The sequence below is a fragment of the Nonomuraea sp. IBHARD001 genome (assembly GCF_056106265.1).
Map to the genome: position 1 here is coordinate 146,794 of NZ_JBWBBW010000001.1, position 17,592 is coordinate 164,385.

General features: G+C 65.8%; 19 protein-coding genes and 1 pseudogene. 15 read left to right on the top strand and 5 right to left on the bottom strand.

Annotated features, from left to right (window positions below; translation table 11 throughout):
- Positions 1-6: 6 nt before the first annotated feature.
- Genes casA through cas6e form a run of 5 tightly spaced genes read left to right on the top strand, consistent with a single transcriptional unit; the run spans position 7 to position 5,101 of the window.
- Positions 7-1,983, top strand: a complete 1,977-nt coding sequence (casA, locus tag ACTWNK_RS00540) for a type I-E CRISPR-associated protein Cse1/CasA (RefSeq protein ID WP_474301483.1) — start codon at positions 7-9, stop codon at positions 1,981-1,983.
- Positions 1,976-2,572, top strand: coding sequence for a type I-E CRISPR-associated protein Cse2/CasB (gene casB / locus ACTWNK_RS00545; protein WP_474301484.1), 597 nt, complete (start codon positions 1,976-1,978; stop codon positions 2,570-2,572). Before casA ends, casB begins: the two co-directional genes overlap by 8 nt.
- The gene (gene cas7e / locus ACTWNK_RS00550; RefSeq protein ID WP_474301485.1) at positions 2,569-3,693 is read left to right on the top strand and encodes a type I-E CRISPR-associated protein Cas7/Cse4/CasC; all 1,125 of its coding nucleotides are present in this window, start codon (positions 2,569-2,571) and stop codon (positions 3,691-3,693) included. The genes casB and cas7e overlap by 4 nt, the downstream gene beginning before the upstream one ends.
- Positions 3,690-4,421 (top strand): type I-E CRISPR-associated protein Cas5/CasD, encoded by a 732-nt coding sequence (gene cas5e / locus ACTWNK_RS00555; RefSeq protein ID WP_474301486.1) that lies wholly within the window; start codon positions 3,690-3,692, stop codon positions 4,419-4,421. Before cas7e ends, cas5e begins: the two co-directional genes overlap by 4 nt.
- On the top strand, positions 4,412-5,101 hold the full coding sequence (gene cas6e / locus ACTWNK_RS00560; RefSeq protein ID WP_474301487.1) for a type I-E CRISPR-associated protein Cas6/Cse3/CasE: 690 nt from the start codon (positions 4,412-4,414) through the stop codon (positions 5,099-5,101). The genes cas5e and cas6e overlap by 10 nt, the downstream gene beginning before the upstream one ends.
- Before the next feature lie 924 nt (positions 5,102-6,025).
- Here cas6e and istB read toward each other — a convergent pair.
- Entirely contained in the window at positions 6,026-6,838 is an 813-nt protein-coding gene (istB, locus tag ACTWNK_RS00565; protein ID WP_474301488.1) for an IS21-like element helper ATPase IstB, read from the bottom strand.
- Positions 6,835-8,481 carry an IS21 family transposase gene (gene istA, locus ACTWNK_RS00570; RefSeq protein ID WP_474301489.1) on the bottom strand — a complete coding sequence of 549 codons (1,647 nt, stop codon included), beginning with the start codon at positions 8,479-8,481 and terminating at the stop codon, positions 6,835-6,837. The genes istB and istA overlap by 4 nt, the downstream gene beginning before the upstream one ends.
- Positions 8,482-9,065: 584 nt before the next feature.
- Here istA and ACTWNK_RS00575 point away from each other — a divergent pair.
- From ACTWNK_RS00575 to ACTWNK_RS00615, 9 genes are all read left to right on the top strand, one after another.
- Positions 9,066-9,578 carry a DUF6879 family protein gene (locus ACTWNK_RS00575; protein WP_474301490.1) on the top strand — a complete coding sequence of 171 codons (513 nt, stop codon included), beginning with the start codon at positions 9,066-9,068 and terminating at the stop codon, positions 9,576-9,578.
- 9 nt (positions 9,579-9,587) lie between these two features.
- Positions 9,588-10,436, top strand: coding sequence for a helix-turn-helix domain-containing protein (locus tag ACTWNK_RS00580; protein WP_474301491.1), 849 nt, complete (start codon positions 9,588-9,590; stop codon positions 10,434-10,436).
- 235 nt (positions 10,437-10,671) lie between these two features.
- Positions 10,672-10,854 carry a hypothetical protein gene (locus tag ACTWNK_RS00585; protein WP_474301492.1) on the top strand — a complete coding sequence of 61 codons (183 nt, stop codon included), beginning with the start codon at positions 10,672-10,674 and terminating at the stop codon, positions 10,852-10,854.
- 142 nt (positions 10,855-10,996) lie between these two features.
- The gene (locus tag ACTWNK_RS00590; RefSeq protein WP_474301493.1) at positions 10,997-11,653 is read left to right on the top strand and encodes a hypothetical protein; all 657 of its coding nucleotides are present in this window, start codon (positions 10,997-10,999) and stop codon (positions 11,651-11,653) included.
- 186 nt (positions 11,654-11,839) lie between these two features.
- Positions 11,840-12,289: a hypothetical protein gene (locus ACTWNK_RS00595; protein WP_474301494.1), complete on the top strand. Its 450-nt coding sequence runs from the start codon at positions 11,840-11,842 to the stop codon at positions 12,287-12,289.
- A gap of 495 nt (positions 12,290-12,784) precedes the next feature.
- Complete coding sequence (locus ACTWNK_RS00600) at positions 12,785-13,099, top strand: hypothetical protein (protein WP_474301495.1); 315 nt, start codon at positions 12,785-12,787, stop codon at positions 13,097-13,099.
- Positions 13,096-13,536 (top strand): hypothetical protein, encoded by a 441-nt coding sequence (locus tag ACTWNK_RS00605; RefSeq protein ID WP_474301496.1) that lies wholly within the window; start codon positions 13,096-13,098, stop codon positions 13,534-13,536. The genes ACTWNK_RS00600 and ACTWNK_RS00605 overlap by 4 nt, the downstream gene beginning before the upstream one ends.
- On the top strand, positions 13,517-13,684 hold the full coding sequence (locus ACTWNK_RS00610; protein ID WP_474301497.1) for an FxLD family lanthipeptide: 168 nt from the start codon (positions 13,517-13,519) through the stop codon (positions 13,682-13,684). The genes ACTWNK_RS00605 and ACTWNK_RS00610 overlap by 20 nt, the downstream gene beginning before the upstream one ends.
- 57 nt (positions 13,685-13,741) lie before the next feature.
- Positions 13,742-14,767 (top strand): lantibiotic dehydratase, encoded by a 1,026-nt coding sequence (locus ACTWNK_RS00615; RefSeq protein WP_474301498.1) that lies wholly within the window; start codon positions 13,742-13,744, stop codon positions 14,765-14,767.
- Between the two features lie 194 nt (positions 14,768-14,961).
- Here ACTWNK_RS00615 and ACTWNK_RS00620 read toward each other — a convergent pair whose 3' ends face one another.
- Positions 14,962-15,216 (bottom strand): transposase, encoded by a 255-nt coding sequence (locus ACTWNK_RS00620; protein WP_474301499.1) that lies wholly within the window; start codon positions 15,214-15,216, stop codon positions 14,962-14,964.
- 115 nt (positions 15,217-15,331) lie between these two features.
- Here ACTWNK_RS00620 and ACTWNK_RS00625 point away from each other — a divergent pair.
- Positions 15,332-16,139 (top strand): annotated as a pseudogene (locus tag ACTWNK_RS00625) (IS5 family transposase).
- A gap of 333 nt (positions 16,140-16,472) precedes the next feature.
- On the opposite strand, the gene ACTWNK_RS00630 reads toward ACTWNK_RS00625, so the two are convergent.
- Both ACTWNK_RS00630 and ACTWNK_RS00635 read right to left on the bottom strand, forming a co-directional pair.
- Positions 16,473-16,646, bottom strand: coding sequence for a hypothetical protein (locus ACTWNK_RS00630; RefSeq protein WP_474301500.1), 174 nt, complete (start codon positions 16,644-16,646; stop codon positions 16,473-16,475).
- A 451-nt stretch (positions 16,647-17,097) separates the two neighbouring features.
- The gene (locus tag ACTWNK_RS00635) at positions 17,098-17,520 is read right to left on the bottom strand and encodes a hypothetical protein (RefSeq protein ID WP_474301501.1); all 423 of its coding nucleotides are present in this window, start codon (positions 17,518-17,520) and stop codon (positions 17,098-17,100) included.
- Positions 17,521-17,592: the final 72 nt, after the last annotated feature.

The following is a 17,592-nucleotide window of genomic DNA, read 5'->3' on the forward strand; positions in this document are numbered from 1 at the left end:
CTAGAGATGGATCTCTCCGTCGATGAGCTCGCCTCCGTTGAGGTCGTTCTCCTGAAGACGGCTGGAGACGGCCGGGTCAGCCCGATCCATGCCGACATCCCGATCGACCTGAGCGACCCCGGCCCACCGGACGGTGAGCGTCTGCGCGCTCTGGACGGGGCCTCCCTTTCCCTGGCCGTCTCGGGGGACATGCCCGCCGAGGTCGTGCGGGCGGTGGTGGCAACGTCCGTGCCCAGGCTCTTCCAGGGCTCACCTTGGCTGCGCGAGCACCGCTCCCTGGTGTTCACCGAAGGCCGGTGCCGGGTCGGCGGGCACGTCCTGCGCTATCGCGAGGGGATCGGGCTGTACGTAGAAGAAGCCATGCCGGAGCCCACGACCGTCGGTCCGGTCTCCTTCGACCTGCTCACCCGGCCTTGGATCCCGGCCATCGGGCTCGACGGCAGTGGGAGCCTCTTCGCGCTCAAAGACGTCTTCGTCAACGCGCACCTGCTCCGGCGGATCGCCGCCGAGGCGCCGACGATGACCGCCGCGCTTCACCGGCTCCTCCTCGCCCTGTTCCACCGCGCGTACGGCCCGCCGAGCGAGGCGGTATGGGCAGATCTGTGGACGCAGGAGGGGCTTCCCGTCGATGTCCTTGAGGCGTACCTGAAGCGGCACCAACACCGCTTCGACCTATTCCACCCGGAACTGCCGTTCATGCAGTGCGCGGAGCTGGCGTCCCTGACTCCGGCCACCGTGGCCAAGCTCGTGCCCTACCGGTCGGTCGGCAACAACGTGACGCTGTTCGACCACACCACGTCCGGCGATCGCATGGTGCTCTCCCCGCAAGAAGCGGCCCGCTGGTTGGTCACCCTGCACGCCTTCGATCCCGGGGGCATGAAGACCCCGTACGAGAAGGACAAGACGTCGGAGCGGGCGCCCTGCAACCATTTCGGGGTCGTGCTCGTGGAGGGCCGTAGCCTTAAGGAAACGCTGCTGCTCAACGCCCTCATTTACCGGCCAGACCACGAGAGACCGCCCATGACCGGGCCCGATGACCGGCCGGTCTGGGAGCACGCGACGGGTCCGTCGCCGAGACCGGGCAAGCGTACGGCACGCGGGTGGACCGACCTGCTGACCTGGCCGTCGAGACGGGTGCTGTTGTCCACCACTGGCCTGGGCGAGGACACCCTCGTGGACGGCGTGGTGATCACCCCCGGGACGCGGCTGGACGCGCATCTTCCCGACGAGGAGATGATGGCGGCCTTCCGGCGTCCCCGAGACGCCAAGGGCCGGTTCAAACGGAAGGAACCCCTGCTCCCGGTCAAGCTTCATCACCTGCGCGGCATCTGGCGGCACAGCGCGGAACTCCTGCTGATCGACCCTTGGGAGGAGGGCAAGAACCGGCAGCGCCCGGCTGCCCTCGACCAGATCGCGGAGCTGGCCGAACGACGACGCATTGCCCTGGACACCGTTTATACGTTGCGCGTCTTCGGGCAACGTCTCGACTCCAAGGCGTCGGTGCTGGAGGCGTGGATGGAAGAGGAGGTCCCGGCACCCGTCCCCCTGCTGCGAGCGCGGGACGAGAGTCTCGGCGCGCTCATCGGCTGCGCGATCACCCTGGCTGACGACGTCGGATCCGCTCTGCGCGCGATGCAGGCCCAGTACCGGTGGGAGTTCCGGGACAACGCGGCGCCCGACCTCGACCACCACTACTGGCCGCAGCTTTCCCGCCCCTTCGGCGCCTTCCTGATCGATCTCGGTACGGCACGCAACGCCGGCAGAACCGAGATGCCGGCCTCGCGAGCATGGGGCAGGCAGGTGACTCGCCTCGCCGGCTCGGCCGCGGACCGCTGGGTCGCCGGATCGCCGGCGGAGGGACGCGCGATGGCCGTGCTAGGGAAGCACTACGGCGCATTCCGCTCCCGAATCGCCGTTTCGGAACGCACGTTCATCGACAAGATCGCCGTCTATGTCACCGGAACGGAGGAAACGGATGACTGATGCACTCCGCGAGCGGCGTCACGCCTACGTGGCCTACCTCTGCGGCCTGGAACGCAGGTTGCGCTCGGAGGAGCGGCGCCAGTCCGCCGACGCGCGCCGGACGCTCGCCTGTCTGCGGCACAGCCTCGTTGAGGGCAAGCAGCACCAGGCGTACGCGGTCGTGTTCCGGCACGACATGCCTCAGGACATCGAGGAAGCGGAGGTCTGGCTGCTGTTGGGCGGTCTGTTCGCCCTGCACCCGCGGAACTGGACGGGCAGCGGCTCTCGCTCATTGGGAGCTTCACTCGGTCGGCTGAGCGCGATGCGGGGCAGCTCAACGGTCGACCGGCGACTGTCCTCTCTCCTCGCCAAGGACAGACATACCCTCCCTCACCACCTGCGCCAAGCGATCACGCTGCTGTCCGCCCATGACGTCCCCGTGCACTACGGCCGGCTCCTCGACGATCTCGTCGTCCTGCTCGGCCAGCATCATCGCGGGGACAGGGCGAGCAGGGTGCGCCTCCGCTGGGCCCAGGAGTACCACATGCCGGTCTCGGCGGTGACGGCCGAAGACCCCGAGGCCCCCGATCTCCCGGAGACAACCGAATGATCATCGAACTGCACCTACTCCAGTCCTTCCCGGTCAGCAATCTCAACCGGGACGATACCGGCCAGCCCAAAACCGCCACTTTCGGTGGACATATACGGGCCCGCATCTCCAGCCAGAGCCTCAAGCGCGCGGCTCGACTGCTGTTCGAGGAGTATGGCCTGAACCGCTCGGAGGTCGGTGTTCGCACCAAACGACTGCTCGACAACGTGGTGGAAGGTCTGGTCGCGGAGCAGGTCGACCCGGACCAGGCGCGCCGGATCGCGATGGCCGCGCTGCAGCAGCTGGGTTTCGGTCTGGACGCGAGAGGGCTCACCCAGTACCTGTTGTTCGTTGGCCGCGAGTCGATCGATCACCTGACGAGGTACTGCCTCAAGGAGCGGGACGCTCTGGAGGAGTTCGCCTCGGCCGGGACGGTCGCGCAGCAGGCGAAGATCAAGCCGAACAAGGCGGCCCTGGCCGAGGTTCGCCGGATTCTCGACGCGGGCAGAGCCGCGGACATCGCCCTGTTCGGACGGATGATCGCCGACAATAAAGATCTCAACGTCAACGCGGCATCCCAGGTCGCCCACGCGATCTCCACGCACGTCGTCGTCACCGAGTTCGACTTCTTCACTGCGGTCGACGATCTGAAGCCCGATGCCGAATCCGGCGCCGACATGCTCGGTACCGTCGACTTCAACACCGCCTGTTACTACCGCTACGCCAACGTCGACCTGGCCCAGCTGACGGAGAACCTGCAGGGCGATGTCGATCTGGCCGAACGCACCACGCGGGCCTGGCTGCTGGCCTTCGTCAATGCCGTACCCGGCGGCAAGCAGAACTCGATGGCGGCACGGACGATGCCCGATACCCTGCTGGCCGTAGTGCGCGACCGGGGAGCATGGAACCTCGCCAACGCCTTTCTCAAACCGGTCACCGACGACGACATCATGGAAGCCTCCACCAGGCGGCTCATCGAGCATTTCGGCAAGTTCTACGGTTTCTACGGCGCAGATCAGATCCGCGCCGTGGTCGCGGCGTCCGTGTCCGGTGCGATTCCCCCTGTCGGGGGCATGCAGACGGTGGCCAGCCTCGACGCTTTCGCCGCCGCCGTCCTCGGCGCTGGGGGGTACGGCTGGTGACGCACGACGGCGTGCTGTCCCTCGCCTTGTGTTTCGACGCGCCGATGCAGTCCTGGGGGATCAGGTCGCGCGGGATCATTCGGGACACGATGGCCGAGCCGACGAAATCGGGAGTCGTGGGTCTGCTGGCCGCCGCGCTGGGCATCAACCGAGACGACGATGCGAGCCTTGCCGACGTCGCTCGGCTCCGCCTTGCCGTACGAGTGGATCGCGAGGGCGTCATGGAGCGGGACTTCCACACCACCCAGAACGTGCCGACCACGCACGGCCGCGGGCACCGCACCGTGGTGAGCGAACGCTACTACCTGGCCGATGCTCTCTTCCTGGTGGTGCTGGAGGGCGACGGTCGGATGCTGGCCAGAGTCGCCGAGGCGGTGGAACGACCACACTGGCGACTTTCCTTCGGCCGCAAGGCCTACGTCCCTGCTCGTCCGTTGCTTCCGCTCGGCGGAGCTCTTGTCGCCAGGCCCGCAGAAGAGGTTCTCGCCGAGCATGGCTGGCTGGAAGCGTCCCGTCAGCAGCGCGCCGAGATGAGGGCCCGCGCGGAGCGCCCGATGCTGCGCACAGTCGTGGAGTGCCCTGCGGGTCTGGCCGGGGCAGAGGTCCGTCACGATCAGCCGCTCAGTTTCGCCGCCGCCAGCAGGCGCTTCGCGCCCCGCACCGTTCGAACGGGTGGCGTCCCGCTGACCGACGACATGATTCTTGTGGGAGAGAAGCTGTGTTTCTGACCAAACTCACCATCAATCCGCATTCTCCGGTGTTTCGGCGCGACGCCGCAGATGTGCACGACATGCATAGAACGGTGATGTCGGCCTACCCCGAGCTGCCGCCCACCGCTACCTTTCGCAGCATCCACGGCGTCCTCTGGCGCATCGACCCACTTCCCGGGGGACAGATCGTTCAGTACGTTCAGAGCCATACCACTCCCGACTGGAACCAGCTTCCGGAAAGGCTGCTGATGAAGCCAGCGGAGGTCCGTTCCCTCCAGCCGGTGCTGGATTCGATCCAGCCGGGCAGGAGATTCGCGTTTCGGCTGATGGCCAATCCGACACGTTGCGTTCGTGCCGACGATGACACGGACCGGCGCAGACGTGTCCCCTTACGTCAGCCCGTCCAGCAACTCGAGTGGCTCATTGGCAAGGGTGAGCAGCACGGATTCGTCATTCCGGCCAGTCGGCAAGGCGCACCCGATGCGGTCTCCACTCCGGGGAGCAGACTGGTGGGCAAGAGACGAGAGGCGCGGCGTATCGCCATCGCGCCTGTTCGCTACGACGGTCACCTCGTGGTGACCGATCCCGTGGCTTTCACCGCTGCGCTGCTCAGCGGGATCGGACGCGCCAAGTCCTACGGCTGCGGTCTGCTCAGCCTGGCTCCCGCACGAACGATCCCTGCCTGTACCGCTTCGTAACTCGTTGCGTGGCGCCTCGATCGGCGGCTTTGACTTCAGAGACTCTACGGGCAAGATCGCGGCCTGTGTTGGTTCGTCTTCTGTATCTGACCTTGATTCGTGTTCGGTTGGCTGGTGTTGCTGGGCCATGGTCAGCGTCCAAAGACGTCGAGATCATGGTGCTCCGCCATGAGGTGGCGGTGTGAAGCGACAGGTCGGCCGACCGAAGCCAGATTGGGCACCGTCCGATCCATCCGCGCTCTGGTGTTGCGGCTTGCACGGGAGAACTCCTCCTGGGGCTACCGGCGTATCCACGGCGAGCTAGCCGCGCTCGGTATCAAGGTCGCCGCCTCCAGCACCATGCGGATCCCTTCGTCCTCGAGCTCCGGTGAGAACTGCCTGCGACGCCTCGTCACGCACTTACCTTCCTTCAGACTTCCGTCAGCTTATGTAGCCGACTGTCGCAATCTGCTGGGCACGTCAGGCCAACCACTTCAGCTGAACGGCGGTCCCGGAAGCCTGCAATGGAGCTCAGCCGTGAGGCTGAGTGCAACGTGCACACGTCGACCTGGTCGTCGTGGGTGCCGTTCGTACCGTCCACCAGTTTCCCTAGCAGAACTAGTCTGACCTGGTCAAACAGGAGACTGATTTCACGCGTGAAAGATGGACCCACTTTCCGAACTGTCCAGGCCCCACTTCGCGATCTTCGAGGATGCCAGTTCGCGCGAGAAGTGGCCCCACTTAGCGATCATGGGTGTCTTGATCACGCGTGAGTTTTGGCCCCATCTGCGGCTGATCACAGCCTGGGAACTGCACCCTCTGTGGGTTCGGGGACTGCGTCCCCGAACCCCTGCATGGCGTGAACACCACCTGCCCAGCGGGCGCGCGGGCTTCGGGCCGAACGAGGCAGGTGATGCTCACGCATCGGGCGACGGTTGATCTCGATCAGCCGTGGGTGGGCTGCTGTGCTGTGGTCTGAGCGAGCCGGTAGGAGCGAGTGCCGGTGTCGATGATGGCGGCGTTGAACGTGAGGCGGTCGACGATCGCGGCGCAGAGGCGTGGTTCGGTGAAGGTCTTGGTCCAGCCGGCGAAGGACTCGTTGGAGGCGATGGCGACGCTGGCGCGTTCTTCTCGTTCGGTGAGGACTTGGAACAGGAGGTTGGCGCCGCGCTCGTCGAGCTTCATGTAGCCGAGTTCGTCCAGGCAGAGCAGGTCGTAGCGGCCGTATCGGGCGATGGTTTTGCCCAGTACGAGATCGTCAGCGGCTTCGACGAGTTCGTTGACCAGGGACGCGGCCAGGACGTATTTGACCCGATAGCCGACCATGGCGGCTTCAGCGCCCAGGGCGATGAGCAGATGGGACTTGCCGGTCCCGGAGTCGCCGATCAGGCAGAGCGGGTTGCCGTCGCGGATCCACTCGCATTTGGCCAGGGTGTGGATCACCGCGGGCTCGACGTTGGAGTTGGCCTCGAAGTTGAAGTCGGTCAGCCACTTCTCGCGGGGGAAACCGGCAGCCTTGATGCGCCGTTCGGCGCGTCGGCGCTGGCGGTCTTCGCATTCGGCCATGAGCAGTTCGGCGAGAAAGCCGCGGTAGGTGAGCTGTTCGTGTTCCGCGGCGTTGGCGATCCCGATGAACTGCTGGCGCAAGGTGGGCAGGCGCAGCATCCGGCAAGCCTGGTCGATGGCGGCCTCCGCGGCAGGCTCGGTCAGTCCGCGCTGGCGGGTGATGCGCGGTTGCTGAGCGCTGGAACTGCTCATGAGGACTCTCCTGTCTGTGATGGGCGAGAGCGGCGTAGCAGCTGGTCGTAGGCGGCAACCGAAGGCAGAGGGCGCGTGTCGGGCGGCAGGCTGGTCAGCTTCTTGTGGGTGAGGGAGACAATGTTGTCGGGCAGTTCGACGGTGCGGCCGGCGGCCTTGCCGGGGGCGTGTTCGGAGGATGGCTGCGGGTCGGTCTCGGCAGCGTTGCGGGCTTCGATCGCGACCACGTCTGCGGACAGGGCGCCGACCTTCAAGGCGGCGGCGATGCCCGCGACGACATGTTCGTGGGCCATGGTCCGGTGCAGGAGCAGGACCTGGATGAGTTCGCGGGTTCCGTCGGCGTCTCCGTGGACTTCGCGTACTCGCGACCACCAGGCGTCGTGGACCGGGGTGAACTTCCCGGCTTGCCGGGCCTGCTCCAGTGCGGTGGAGCCGGGCAGCGCGCCGGGCTTGCGAACCAGCACCTCAAGGTAGTGGTCCAGGTTCAGGCGGCAGGAGTTCTTGGCGATCAGCCGTTCATGCCGGGCGATGAGGTTGCGGTCAGCGAACACCAGCAGTTCGCTCGAGCGCAGGAGCACTTTGACCTGCTGGCCGATAAATGCCACCGGCACGGAGTAGCGATTGGTGCGGACGTTGATCTGCGATCGGCGGTCGACCAGCGGGTAGAACGTCCGGCCGGACTCGAAGTGCTCGGCGGGCAACGGCGCCAGCAGCGGTCGTTCCAGGGCGAAGTACTCGGCAACTGACCGTGCTCTGGCTCCGATCCGGCGGAGATCGTCTTCGGCATCCCAGCGTTCGATGAGCTCGTTGAGTTCGGCGATCGAGTCGACCTGCGGGACGGGGACCAATCGGTTGCGGCGGAACCGGCCGACCTCGCCCTCCACTCCGCCTTTCTCGTGCGCCCCCTCCTTGCCTGGCCGGCAGTAGAACGCCTCCAAGCCGTAGTGCGAGCGAAAGACCGTCCAGCGCTCGTTTTCCACCCGGGCCCGGGAGAATCCCAGGACCTGGGCGACCGCAGCCTTCAAGTTGTCATAGCGGACCTTGCCGGTTGGCACGCCACCGAGCACGCTGAAGGCGTGCACGTGTCCTTCCAGGAAGGCTTCCTGCCCGCACGACAGCGAGACGCGGTGCACCGCCTTGCCCGAATACGACAGGCGGAAGACGAACAGATAGCAGATCGTCGGCTTGCCGGCGAGGTTGACGACGACGTCGCCGAAGTCGACCTCGGCGTCGACGCCGGGCCGGTGTTCCTGGTCGATGGGGACTTCTGGGGGCGATCGGCCCGCCTGGACACGGATCTCAGGGCGTCGCCAGGCCACGTAACCGCAGACGGTGGAGTAGGAGATGCCCTCCATGTCGTGCTCGGTGACCAGCCGGGTGTAGATGCGTCTGCTGGTGTGCTGCTGCTTGCGCGGAGCGTTCAGATCTTCACGCAGCATCTGGTCGATGATCCGTTTGAAGGCATCCAGCCTGGACCGGCGAGGTGGCGGCCTCTTACGAGGCTGCGGCCAGGGGGAGGTCAGCGCCTCGCGAACCGTCCGGCGATGTACTCCGTACTTGCGCGCCAGGGCCCGGACTCCCAGACCTGCCCGAGAGTCTCTGCGGATCGCTGCGTAGATCTCCACTTTGGTCATTCGCGGCATTCGCGCCCCTCCCAGACCTGGAGCGCAAGCAGCGTCTCATCGCAACGCCTGTGGTGGGGCCAAAAGACATCGGAACGTCACCGAGTGGCTACGCCATGCGGCAGAGGTGGGGCCGGGCGCGACGCGTAGGTGGGGCCAACTCACGCTCGCAAAACCAAGGAGACAAAGCCCCAGCTCATGGCCTATGCCGGGAGTCTGGGGCTTTCTGTTGTTCGTCGTTGTTCACGGTCATTCGTCGGTAGTGTGCTGACGTTGTGCTGACTCCCCGATGAGACGTGTCGCACCGGGACCCTTGACGGTCCCGCTACTGGCGTTCAAGCTCCACCTGTGCAAGGTCACACACATTCTCGGAGCAGTGGAGGCCACCATGGCGCTACGGTTCATCGGTGTCGACACCACCAGCGAACACGGCGGTTGCCCCTCAGTCTGGGTCGATGACCGCGACGGCAGCATCGTACTCCAAGCGGTCATAGCCACAGATCCCTCCGAAATCGAGCAGATCACAACCCGAAGCCCACTCGCACCAGGTGAGATGATCGTTAGGTTCCCAGGGCATATGCGAGGCTACCTCTTGGAGGCGTGCAGTGAACCCAACCCCGACCTTGACTGATCTGCTTGGGCGGTGCACAAGCTCAGCGCTACACCTCGAAATGCGCGATGGGTACGGAAATTCAAGCCCTGGATATATCGCCTGGCAGGAGGGAGTCCCCTTTGACCGCACAGAATTCGACGCGCCGTGGGTCAACCTAATCAAGGCGACCATCAAGGGGGGCGTCGTAGTGCGCCGGGCGCGCATCGTTTCAGAGCCAGCGAGTGCATACATCCGCTACGAACACTCCGCAACACCACATGCCAATCTCGCGGGTGGTGAACTGGTTCGATGGCTTCCCCGTCAGAAGGCGTCGGATCTGGCACTGCCCGGCAATGACTTCTGGCTTTTCGATGACCGGTTGGTACGCTTCGGCTTCCACTCGGGTGATGGGGAAGCATCCGGCTATGAAGACTCCCACGAACCAGCCGTGGTGAAGCTGTGCCGTACAGCTTTTGAGGCTGTATGGGAACGTGGCGTCGACCACCAGGAGTACCGGCTCGTCTGATCACTACACGTGCCTACACCACCGTCATCCAGCGCCAACGAAGCCCGCGTTGCACTTGGCAAGCGTCTTCGCGAGATCCTGCGCGACTCCGGCATCAAGGCCAGGGCGCTTGCCAAGGAGGCCGGTTGGGACGAGTCGAAATGCTCTCGGCTCATCAACGGCCGTACCTTGCCATCAGACAACGACATACGTACATGGTGCCGAATCTGCGGGGCTGAGGATGAGATCCCCGATTTGATCGCGGCTAGTCGCGATGCTGACGGCATGTACATGGAGTGGCGGCGTCTACAGCGCAGCGGCATGAAGCGTCTGCAAGAGACGCGCGTATCGCTCTACGAACAAACCAGACTCTTTCGCTTCTACTGCTCACACTTCATGCCATGGCCGCTCCAGACGCCGGGCTACATGCGGGCCGTGCTGTCAGCCTTTGCCGACTTCCACGAAACTCCGCGAGACATCGACGAGGCGATAGCGGTCCGCGCGGCCCGAAGTCGACTCCTCTATGAAGGGGACCATCGCTTCGCGATCGTTCTCGAAGAGTCTGTACTTCATGACCGGATAGCCGATGACGATGTTATGGCCGGGCAACTCGGCCAACTCCTGGAAGGTTTGTCGCTTCCCTCTGTCTCACTCGGGGTCATTCCATCCAATGCACGCCGCAGGCTGTGGACGATGGAGACCTTTTCGATCTACGACGACAAACGGGTGTTCGTGGAACTCCTCTCAGCAGGGGTGACGGTTACCCAGCCTCGGGAGATCGCTCTGTACGTCAAGGGCTTCACTGAATTGGCCGCCCACGCGGTGTACGGCAACAAAGCAAGAGCGCTGATCACGTCGGCGCTGCAAACTCTCGGTTGATGCGCAAGTTCGTACAAGTTCATTGAGCCTTGCTCACAGCCACTCCTACCGTCGAGGCATGCCCCCACGTAAGGCGGCCCCACGCCACCCAAGACGTCGTGCCAAGCCTGAGAAGGCGGTCCTTGTTGGACCGCTTACCGATGCTGAGCTGGATGAGATTGGCTGCGAGTCGAACCCTGTGCCTCCTCCGTCGTGGAGGCGCGAGGAGTACAGGGCGCAGATGTTTCGGCGGGGTGTGAGGGAGAGCGGCGATCCGGGCACGCTGGGGATCGACGGCTATCTGGCCCTCGCCGATCTGAACACGGTGCTGGAGAAGCGGCCGAACACGTTGTGGATCATCGGCGGGGCCGTGCTGCCGTGCCCTGATGGTCCGGTAGCGTCCGGGGCGGTTTTGCGGGCTCGGGAGAGCGTGGCATGAGCGCCTCAGCGGGGCGGCCTGAGCCCACCGCCGACGAGACTCCGACACAACGGCCGGCCGATCATGAGGGGTTGGAGATCGGGGCGTTCGGGGCGATGCTGACGGCTTGGGTGGACCCGGAGTATCGGCGTCGGGGACCGGCGTGAGCACCGTGACCGGCTTCGAGGTCCCCTATGTCATCGGACACCTGGGTGAAGTGGTGTCCCAGCGGCTGCGGATGGCCCGCCACCCTGAGGGCGGCGTCCGGCTCTCGCACCGCGATCCCATCGTCGGAGACTGGCGGCACGGGGTGTTGCGGGCCCGGATGCTCGACAATCGGCAGGGCCGCCCGGATCTGAAGACCGTGAACGTGGTCCGTCAGTGGCGGTGCATGGACGAAACCCTGTGCCAGGCGTGCGCGGGTTCGGCGCGTGATCCGGACAGTGGCCGGGTGTGGTGGTTGCTGTCGCGCGAGGAGACGTGGGAAGACGGCGAGGCCATCACCGGATTCACCAACGCCCCTCCCACCTGCCTGTCATGCATCCCCAGGGCCATCGCCCAGTGCCCGCACCTGCGCCGCTCGGCTGCGGTCTACAGCGTGGGGGGCTACTCCCGGTACGCGGTGATCGCGGATCTGTTCGAGCCGCGCGGGGGGAAGGCGCGCCTGGTGGAGCGCGGTGCCCAGCTGCGGCTGGACTCCTTCCACCTGCGCTACGCGCTGGCCAGTCAACTCCTGGTGCGCCTGGATGATGTCGTCGCGGTGCCGTGGGAGCCGCTGATCCGGCCCCTCCCCGCAGCAGCAGCATCGGCCGCGCGCTGAGGGACTTCAAGAGCCCGTGATCGGCAGGACCATGCCGGGATCCTCCGGCCGGTCGCGCCCGGTTCGGCAACAGCCTGCATGGGGGCTGGGATGCGAGGCCGAGCCGGGACGAGCCCCGGCCGTCGGGGTTGCGGGCTGGGGCTCACAGTCTCTTTCCGCCACCACAGAAGAGGACACATGGGGTACGTGGGGGACGACAGCGTGTATCACTGGCACGCCTACCAGTGGATCGGACAGGGCCGCGAGCGCGAGCAGGAGTCGCTGCGCCGCCCGTCCCGGGACGCGGTTGCCAACGCCGCGTTCCTGGCCTCACTCCTGCCGCCGAAGCGGACCTGCGACTGGCTGCTCAAGAGCCCATCGCAGATCAAGGAGACCTTCGGTGAGCCCGACAAGGCTGTTGCGTGGCTGAGCGATCAATGGGACGCCCATGTTGAACTCATGCCGGTCTACAGCGGGAAACCGGTGGAGGCCGGGTGGCACAAAAAGTTCCGCCTGAAGAACGCCCGGACGGCTCTGCCCGCCATCGTTGACGTCACCTGGGGTGACCGCCTTATCGGCGGCCGGTTCGTCAGCACCGCTGTGATCTGCTGCCCCAACCTCCACGCCGCCTACCCGTGCCCGCTCGGGGCCAGATGAGGCGGCACCATCTCTACTCCGCCGAGCGTAGCGCCCCGCTGATACTGCCGCTTGAGTACTCTCCTGCCCAGCCGCTGGCCTGGATCAGATCGAACACAGCCTGCCAGTCGCCTGAGGCGGCACAGACACGCACATCCGGCAGCAGGGGTGAAGAAGCCTTTGACGTCTTCCCACAGCAGATCTGGCATCCCGCCATGCTGTCATCAGCGCAGGCCCTTGAACTATGGACTGGTACCAGAACGCGGTCATCGACAGGAGCCGGAAGATCCGTCAAATGGCGCCGACACTCGTGCGAACTTGGCGCCTGAAGTCACTCGTCAACCACCGGCATCTCACGTGGCTCGGCGTTCTGCCGCTCCAACTCCCGGAGCCGGGACCGGTTGAGGCATCCTGCTGGCGGCCCTCAACCGAGGCCTGCGAGGACGTGGGAGATGCCCGGTTCCTGGCCGCCGTCGCCGGTTTCGGCCCGTACATCGAGATTCCCGAGTAGGCCCAATGACCAAGACCATCTGCGCCGGACGCAACTGCCCGCCGCCCGGCGACCTCTCATCCGGCTGCGAGTCGGCGGAGTGGGCGCCCGCGACCAGCCGAGACCGGTTCGCCCGAACTCCGCACGTGCTCGACTGGAGTTGCGACTGCCGACCCATCACCTACGAGAAGGTCACGGCCGGGGGCGTCTTCTGGGTGCGCCGGACCATCCGGCCCAACCCGGCAGACCTCTCGGTTTGCGAGATCTCCGAGAGCTCTTCCAGCGGCCTTGAGGAGGTCGACACGCTGTGGGAGCGCCTCATGGCAGGAGCCGCCAGGTGATCGCCGACGCCTTCTACACCTCGCTGCTCGTGGACCTGGCCCCGCGGACGGCGGCGGCGGAGCGGCTCCGCATCGAGCTCGAATCCGAGCACGAACTCATTGCTGAAGTGCACGCCATGAACGACGTCACTATCGTCATGGTCGAGGGAAGATTCCCCGTCTGGGGGTATCGCGCCCAATGGCGATGGTGGACCGGCCAGACCAACGCTCACGGCAAGCTGCTCTACGCCCACGCCTTCACCACCGACGTGCGCGGCGCGGCCGTCTTGATCGCCGCCCGTCACAGCGATGAAGGAGCGCGGCTGCCCGGTTCTGCGCTTCCACCCACCGGTCCGAGTCGTGCCCTCGTCCGGGCGTGCCTCCGGGCAGCCGTCGCTCAGCCCTCGCTCAACTCCCGCAGAAGAGAAGGAGTACGAGATGACCATTTGGCGCACTGACGGGGGCGTCGAGGTCGAGGCGGGCTTTGACCCGTTCGACCTCGACATCAACCTCGTCGAGAACACCCCTGCGGCCAACATGGTGCTGCTGTGCGGCACGGGCGACAACTGCGGTAGCTCCTGCCCAAGCGCCTGCACCACCTCCTAGCCCCAGCTCCCAGCTCAGGCCTCGGCCAGTACGGACGGCTTTCCAGATGAGGAGACGATGATGACGCGGGCGCGGATATCCCGCTACCGGCGCACCGGCACCGGGATGCTGCGCGCTGCGGTGAGCCTGACCGCTCCCGCTCTTCCGGACTGGCCGGGGCCCGACCCGACGATCGACGCGTGGAGGTCGTGGATCGGTTGGGTACGGGCTGATGAGCCCTTCCGGTACGCGGTCTCCAGCGCGAGCCCCGATCTCGCCGACCAGGTGTCGGCTCTCCTGGATGGGCGGGTGGTGAACCCGCGCAAGGCACGGCGTGCCGCCCTCGCGCTGGCCCGCTACGCGCTGCGCGCCGGGCACCGCTCGACCCCTTTCGGCTTGTTTGCCGGCGTCAGCCTGGTCGGCTTCGACAGCGTCACCCTGGTGCGTGTCGGGGATATGCGCGAGGTCGTCGCGGGCCCGGACCCGGCCGCGTTGGACGCGGCGATCAGCGACTATGAGACGGACGCCGCCCGGATGGCGGGCGTCGAGGTGTCCGTCAACAACCTGGCCCGAGTCGTCGATGGCCGTGTCTTCATCCCCGCCGAAGGCGCGGATGAGTCCTCTTTGGCCCTGACCTCCGTCGTGGCACTGGTCCTGGAGGCCGCCAAGACGCCGATCCCGCACGCGGCCCTGCTGTGCAAGCTCGCCGCCGAGTACCCGCAGACGCCCTCATACAGGCGGGAAAGGCTGGTCGCCGAGCTGCTGAAGGTCCGGCTGCTGCGCCCTGCGCTCCGAGCGGCGGCCACTGTCGCCGACCCCGCACAAGCTCTACCAGCTCCCGTCGTCACTTCGGGTGTGCGGGCGGCCGTGACGGTGCGGCTCGACGCCGACGTGCGCCTGCCCAAGACGGTGGCCGTTGAGCTGGAGACCGCCGCGACCGCGCTCGCCCGGCTCGTCCCTCACCCCGCCGGTACCTTGCCGTGGCAGCGGTACATCGAGCAGTTCGCCGACCGGTACGGCAGCGGCGCCCTGTTCCTCGCCTGCGTGACCCACCCGGGCTTCGACGTCGGCCAGGGTGGTTTCGCGAGTGTGAGTTGGCTCTGACCCGAACTATTCAGAGCGGTGACGGAGGGGCATCGTCTCGGCAGTCGGAAACGATCCCGATCCCGCAACGTCGTGCGCATGAGAACGGCTGCCGCGGTCGACGGGATCGGGGCCAGTCAGCTCCCCCCTTTTGACCGCTCGCGGGCCGACCGGTCCGGTTCCCCGCGCGAGCCGAGCTCGTCCAGCATGATCCGCTATAGCTTGGCCCACACGCGGGCGGCGCTCCATCCGGCGAATCGGCAGAGCACCATCTGCCAGGATGCCCTGGACACCGGCGGCAGCCGCCGCCATGTGCAGCCACTGGTCGCCACGAACACGATCGCTGCCAGGACCAGACGGTCATCGACCCGCCGTCGCCCGCCCCCCTGCGGCCGTGACAGCGCGGGCGGCCCCCACCCGCTGGAACAACTCCCACAGTGCATCGGGTACCAGCCGGTCAATGAACGCATCCACGAACAACTCAACGATCGATCACCAAGCAAGACACGGTCTAACTGACCGTTTCAGAATGAGTTCGGCGTTGAGGCTTGGCAGTTGAGGAGTCCGGACGGCAGAGTGCTGGCCGTGTCGGATGACCTTGTACCTGATGACTTGTGGGAGCGTGTGGCGCCGTTGCTGCCGCCTCGTCCACCGCGACGTCACCGCTGTCCCGGTCGGTTGCCGGCCGACGACCGTGCCGCGCTTCGCGGCATCATGTACGTGCTGTGCAAGAGCGTGAGCTGGCGCGATGTGCCCGCGGAACGGACCGGCCGCAGCGGAGTGACGGCCTGGCGGCGGTTGCGGACTGGACCGAGGCTGGTGTGTGGCCTCGTCTGCACGAAGTCCTTCTCGCCGAACTGCGGCGAGCGGGCCTGCTGGAGATGGACGATGCCGCAATCGACGGCTCACACGTCAGGGCCTTGAAAGGGGGGATCACACCGGACCTTCGCCGGTGGACCGGGGCCGGCCGGGTAGCAAGCACCACCTGATCGTCGACCGGCATGGCACCCCGCTCGCCATCACGCTGACCGGCGGCAACCGTCATGACGTCACACAGCTTCTGCCACTTCTGGACGCGATCCCGCCCGTCCGCGGCCTGCGTGGACGGCCCCGCCGACGGCCCCGCAGGCTCTTCGCCGACCGCGGCTACGACTACGACATGTACCGCCGCATCCTCCGCCGCCGCGATATCACCCCGAAGATCGCCCGCCGCGGCATCGCCCACGGATCCGGCCTCGGCAAGACCCGCTGGGTGGTTGAGCGGGCCTTCGCCTGGCTGCATCAGTTCAAGCGCCTTCGCATCCGCTACGAGATACGCGCCGACCTCCATCAAGGCCTGCTCCAACTCGCCTGCAGCATCATTTGCATGCGACGACTCAGAACCTCATTCTGAAACGATCAGTAAGGAGACTGTGCACAAGTTCTACCGGGCCGAACGGGTCGAGGACCTGCTGGCCACCTCACTGGCCGGGCGGCCCAGCAAACTGGATGACTCCAAGCCCCATCTGCATGAGCCCTGGAATGCCGGGTGCACCAACGTGCAGCTGCATCGGGAGATCAGCGCACGGGATACCGCAGTAGCTGCGGCACCATCTGCGTCACCTACTGCCCTTCCGCCAGCTTAAGGCCGCGCCACCAGCCGCCCCCACAACGACCAACGTCCGCCACATCACCCGCTGGATCCGCCGCCGCCCCCACAAGTTCGCCCCCGACGAACAGCAGAAACTCAAGAACGTCCGGGCCACTTGCCGAAGTTAGACACCCTCGCCACCCACGTCGAGGCCTTCGCCGAGATGATGACCGCCGACACGGCGAACGCCTCGATACCTGTATCGCCGCTACCCGCGCCGACGACCTCCCCCATCTGCACACCCTCGCCAACGGTCTCGAACGCGACCACAAGGCCGTCCTAGCCGAGCCGGGCCCAGTCGAAGCGACGTCACACGAATCAAGGCGCTGAAGCGGCAGATGTATGGCCGGGCCAACTGCGACCTTCCCTGAATCCGGATTCTCAACCCGGTCGAATCACCTTCCGTCACCGCTCTACACAGTTCGGGTCAGAGCCATACTTACGTGCGAAATCATTCCAGACAAGATCAGATCAGAGACCGAACGGGCAGAGTTCAACTGTCCACCGTCTGGGACTCAGTGATGGAGCCGATGTGAGTTTCGAGCTGCGGGTCCGCAGAAGGGATCGACTTGGCGGAGTTCTCTGTCGCGCGAACTGTATGGATTTAGTTTCGGCAGGCGTAGATTCAGCAAGGCTTTGATCTGCTAGGTCCGTTCACGCTATGGCTGGTAGTTGGAGCTGTTACGGCAAGACGCAGGATCGCCTCGTCTCTGGTCACGTCTCATGGAACCAAGAGATTGATCGCGGCGCCGATAGGGATAGAGACGATGACTCCAAGGGCGAAGAACAGCCACTGCCGCCGCCGCTCGACTCGAACGGAGGCTTTGGTCTCGCCGACCAAGATGGCGCGGATGCCTTCGGCCTGCTCTTGGTTCACGCTCAGGAGCGTTTTCTGCTGGTCGGCCTGTGTCGCGAGCGCTTCACGGGCGGCCTGTTGCAAGGCGAGGTCGCGCTGAAGCTCGCTCATGAGGGAGGCCGCCTCGGTGAAGGCGGCGTTCACGGCGTCGATGCGGCGACTGATCAGCGTGGCTGGATCTTCTGCGCCCTGCAGGAGCCGAACGCGGAGCCTGCGTGCCTCATGCGCGACAAAGAGACCACCGCCACTCGCAGCGCTCAAAGCGACCAGGAAGAGTCTTTCAGACACGGACCAAGTCACTGGTAGCAGCAGCGTGCAGGCCCCGAAGACAGCAACCCCTGTGACTAGAAGTGAAATAGC

Bases quoted from the DNA above. Each gene is read 5' to 3' on its own strand.
- ACTWNK_RS00620 (WP_474301499.1), bottom strand. From the start codon at position 15,216: ATGCGTTCATTGACCGGCTGGTACCCGATGCACTGTGGGAGTTGTTCC.
- istA (WP_474301489.1), bottom strand. From the start codon at position 8,481: ATGCCGCGAATGACCAAAGTGGAGATCTACGCAGCGATCCGCAGAGAC.
- casA (WP_474301483.1), top strand. From the start codon at position 7: ATGGATCTCTCCGTCGATGAGCTCGCCTCCGTTGAGGTCGTTCTCCTG.
- ACTWNK_RS00615 (WP_474301498.1), top strand. From the start codon at position 13,742: ATGATGACGCGGGCGCGGATATCCCGCTACCGGCGCACCGGCACCGGG.
- ACTWNK_RS00610 (WP_474301497.1), top strand. From the start codon at position 13,517: ATGACCATTTGGCGCACTGACGGGGGCGTCGAGGTCGAGGCGGGCTTT.
- istB (WP_474301488.1), bottom strand. From the start codon at position 6,838: ATGAGCAGTTCCAGCGCTCAGCAACCGCGCATCACCCGCCAGCGCGGA.
- cas7e (WP_474301485.1), top strand. From the start codon at position 2,569: ATGATCATCGAACTGCACCTACTCCAGTCCTTCCCGGTCAGCAATCTC.
- casB (WP_474301484.1), top strand. From the start codon at position 1,976: ATGACTGATGCACTCCGCGAGCGGCGTCACGCCTACGTGGCCTACCTC.
- ACTWNK_RS00600 (WP_474301495.1), top strand. From the start codon at position 12,785: ATGACCAAGACCATCTGCGCCGGACGCAACTGCCCGCCGCCCGGCGAC.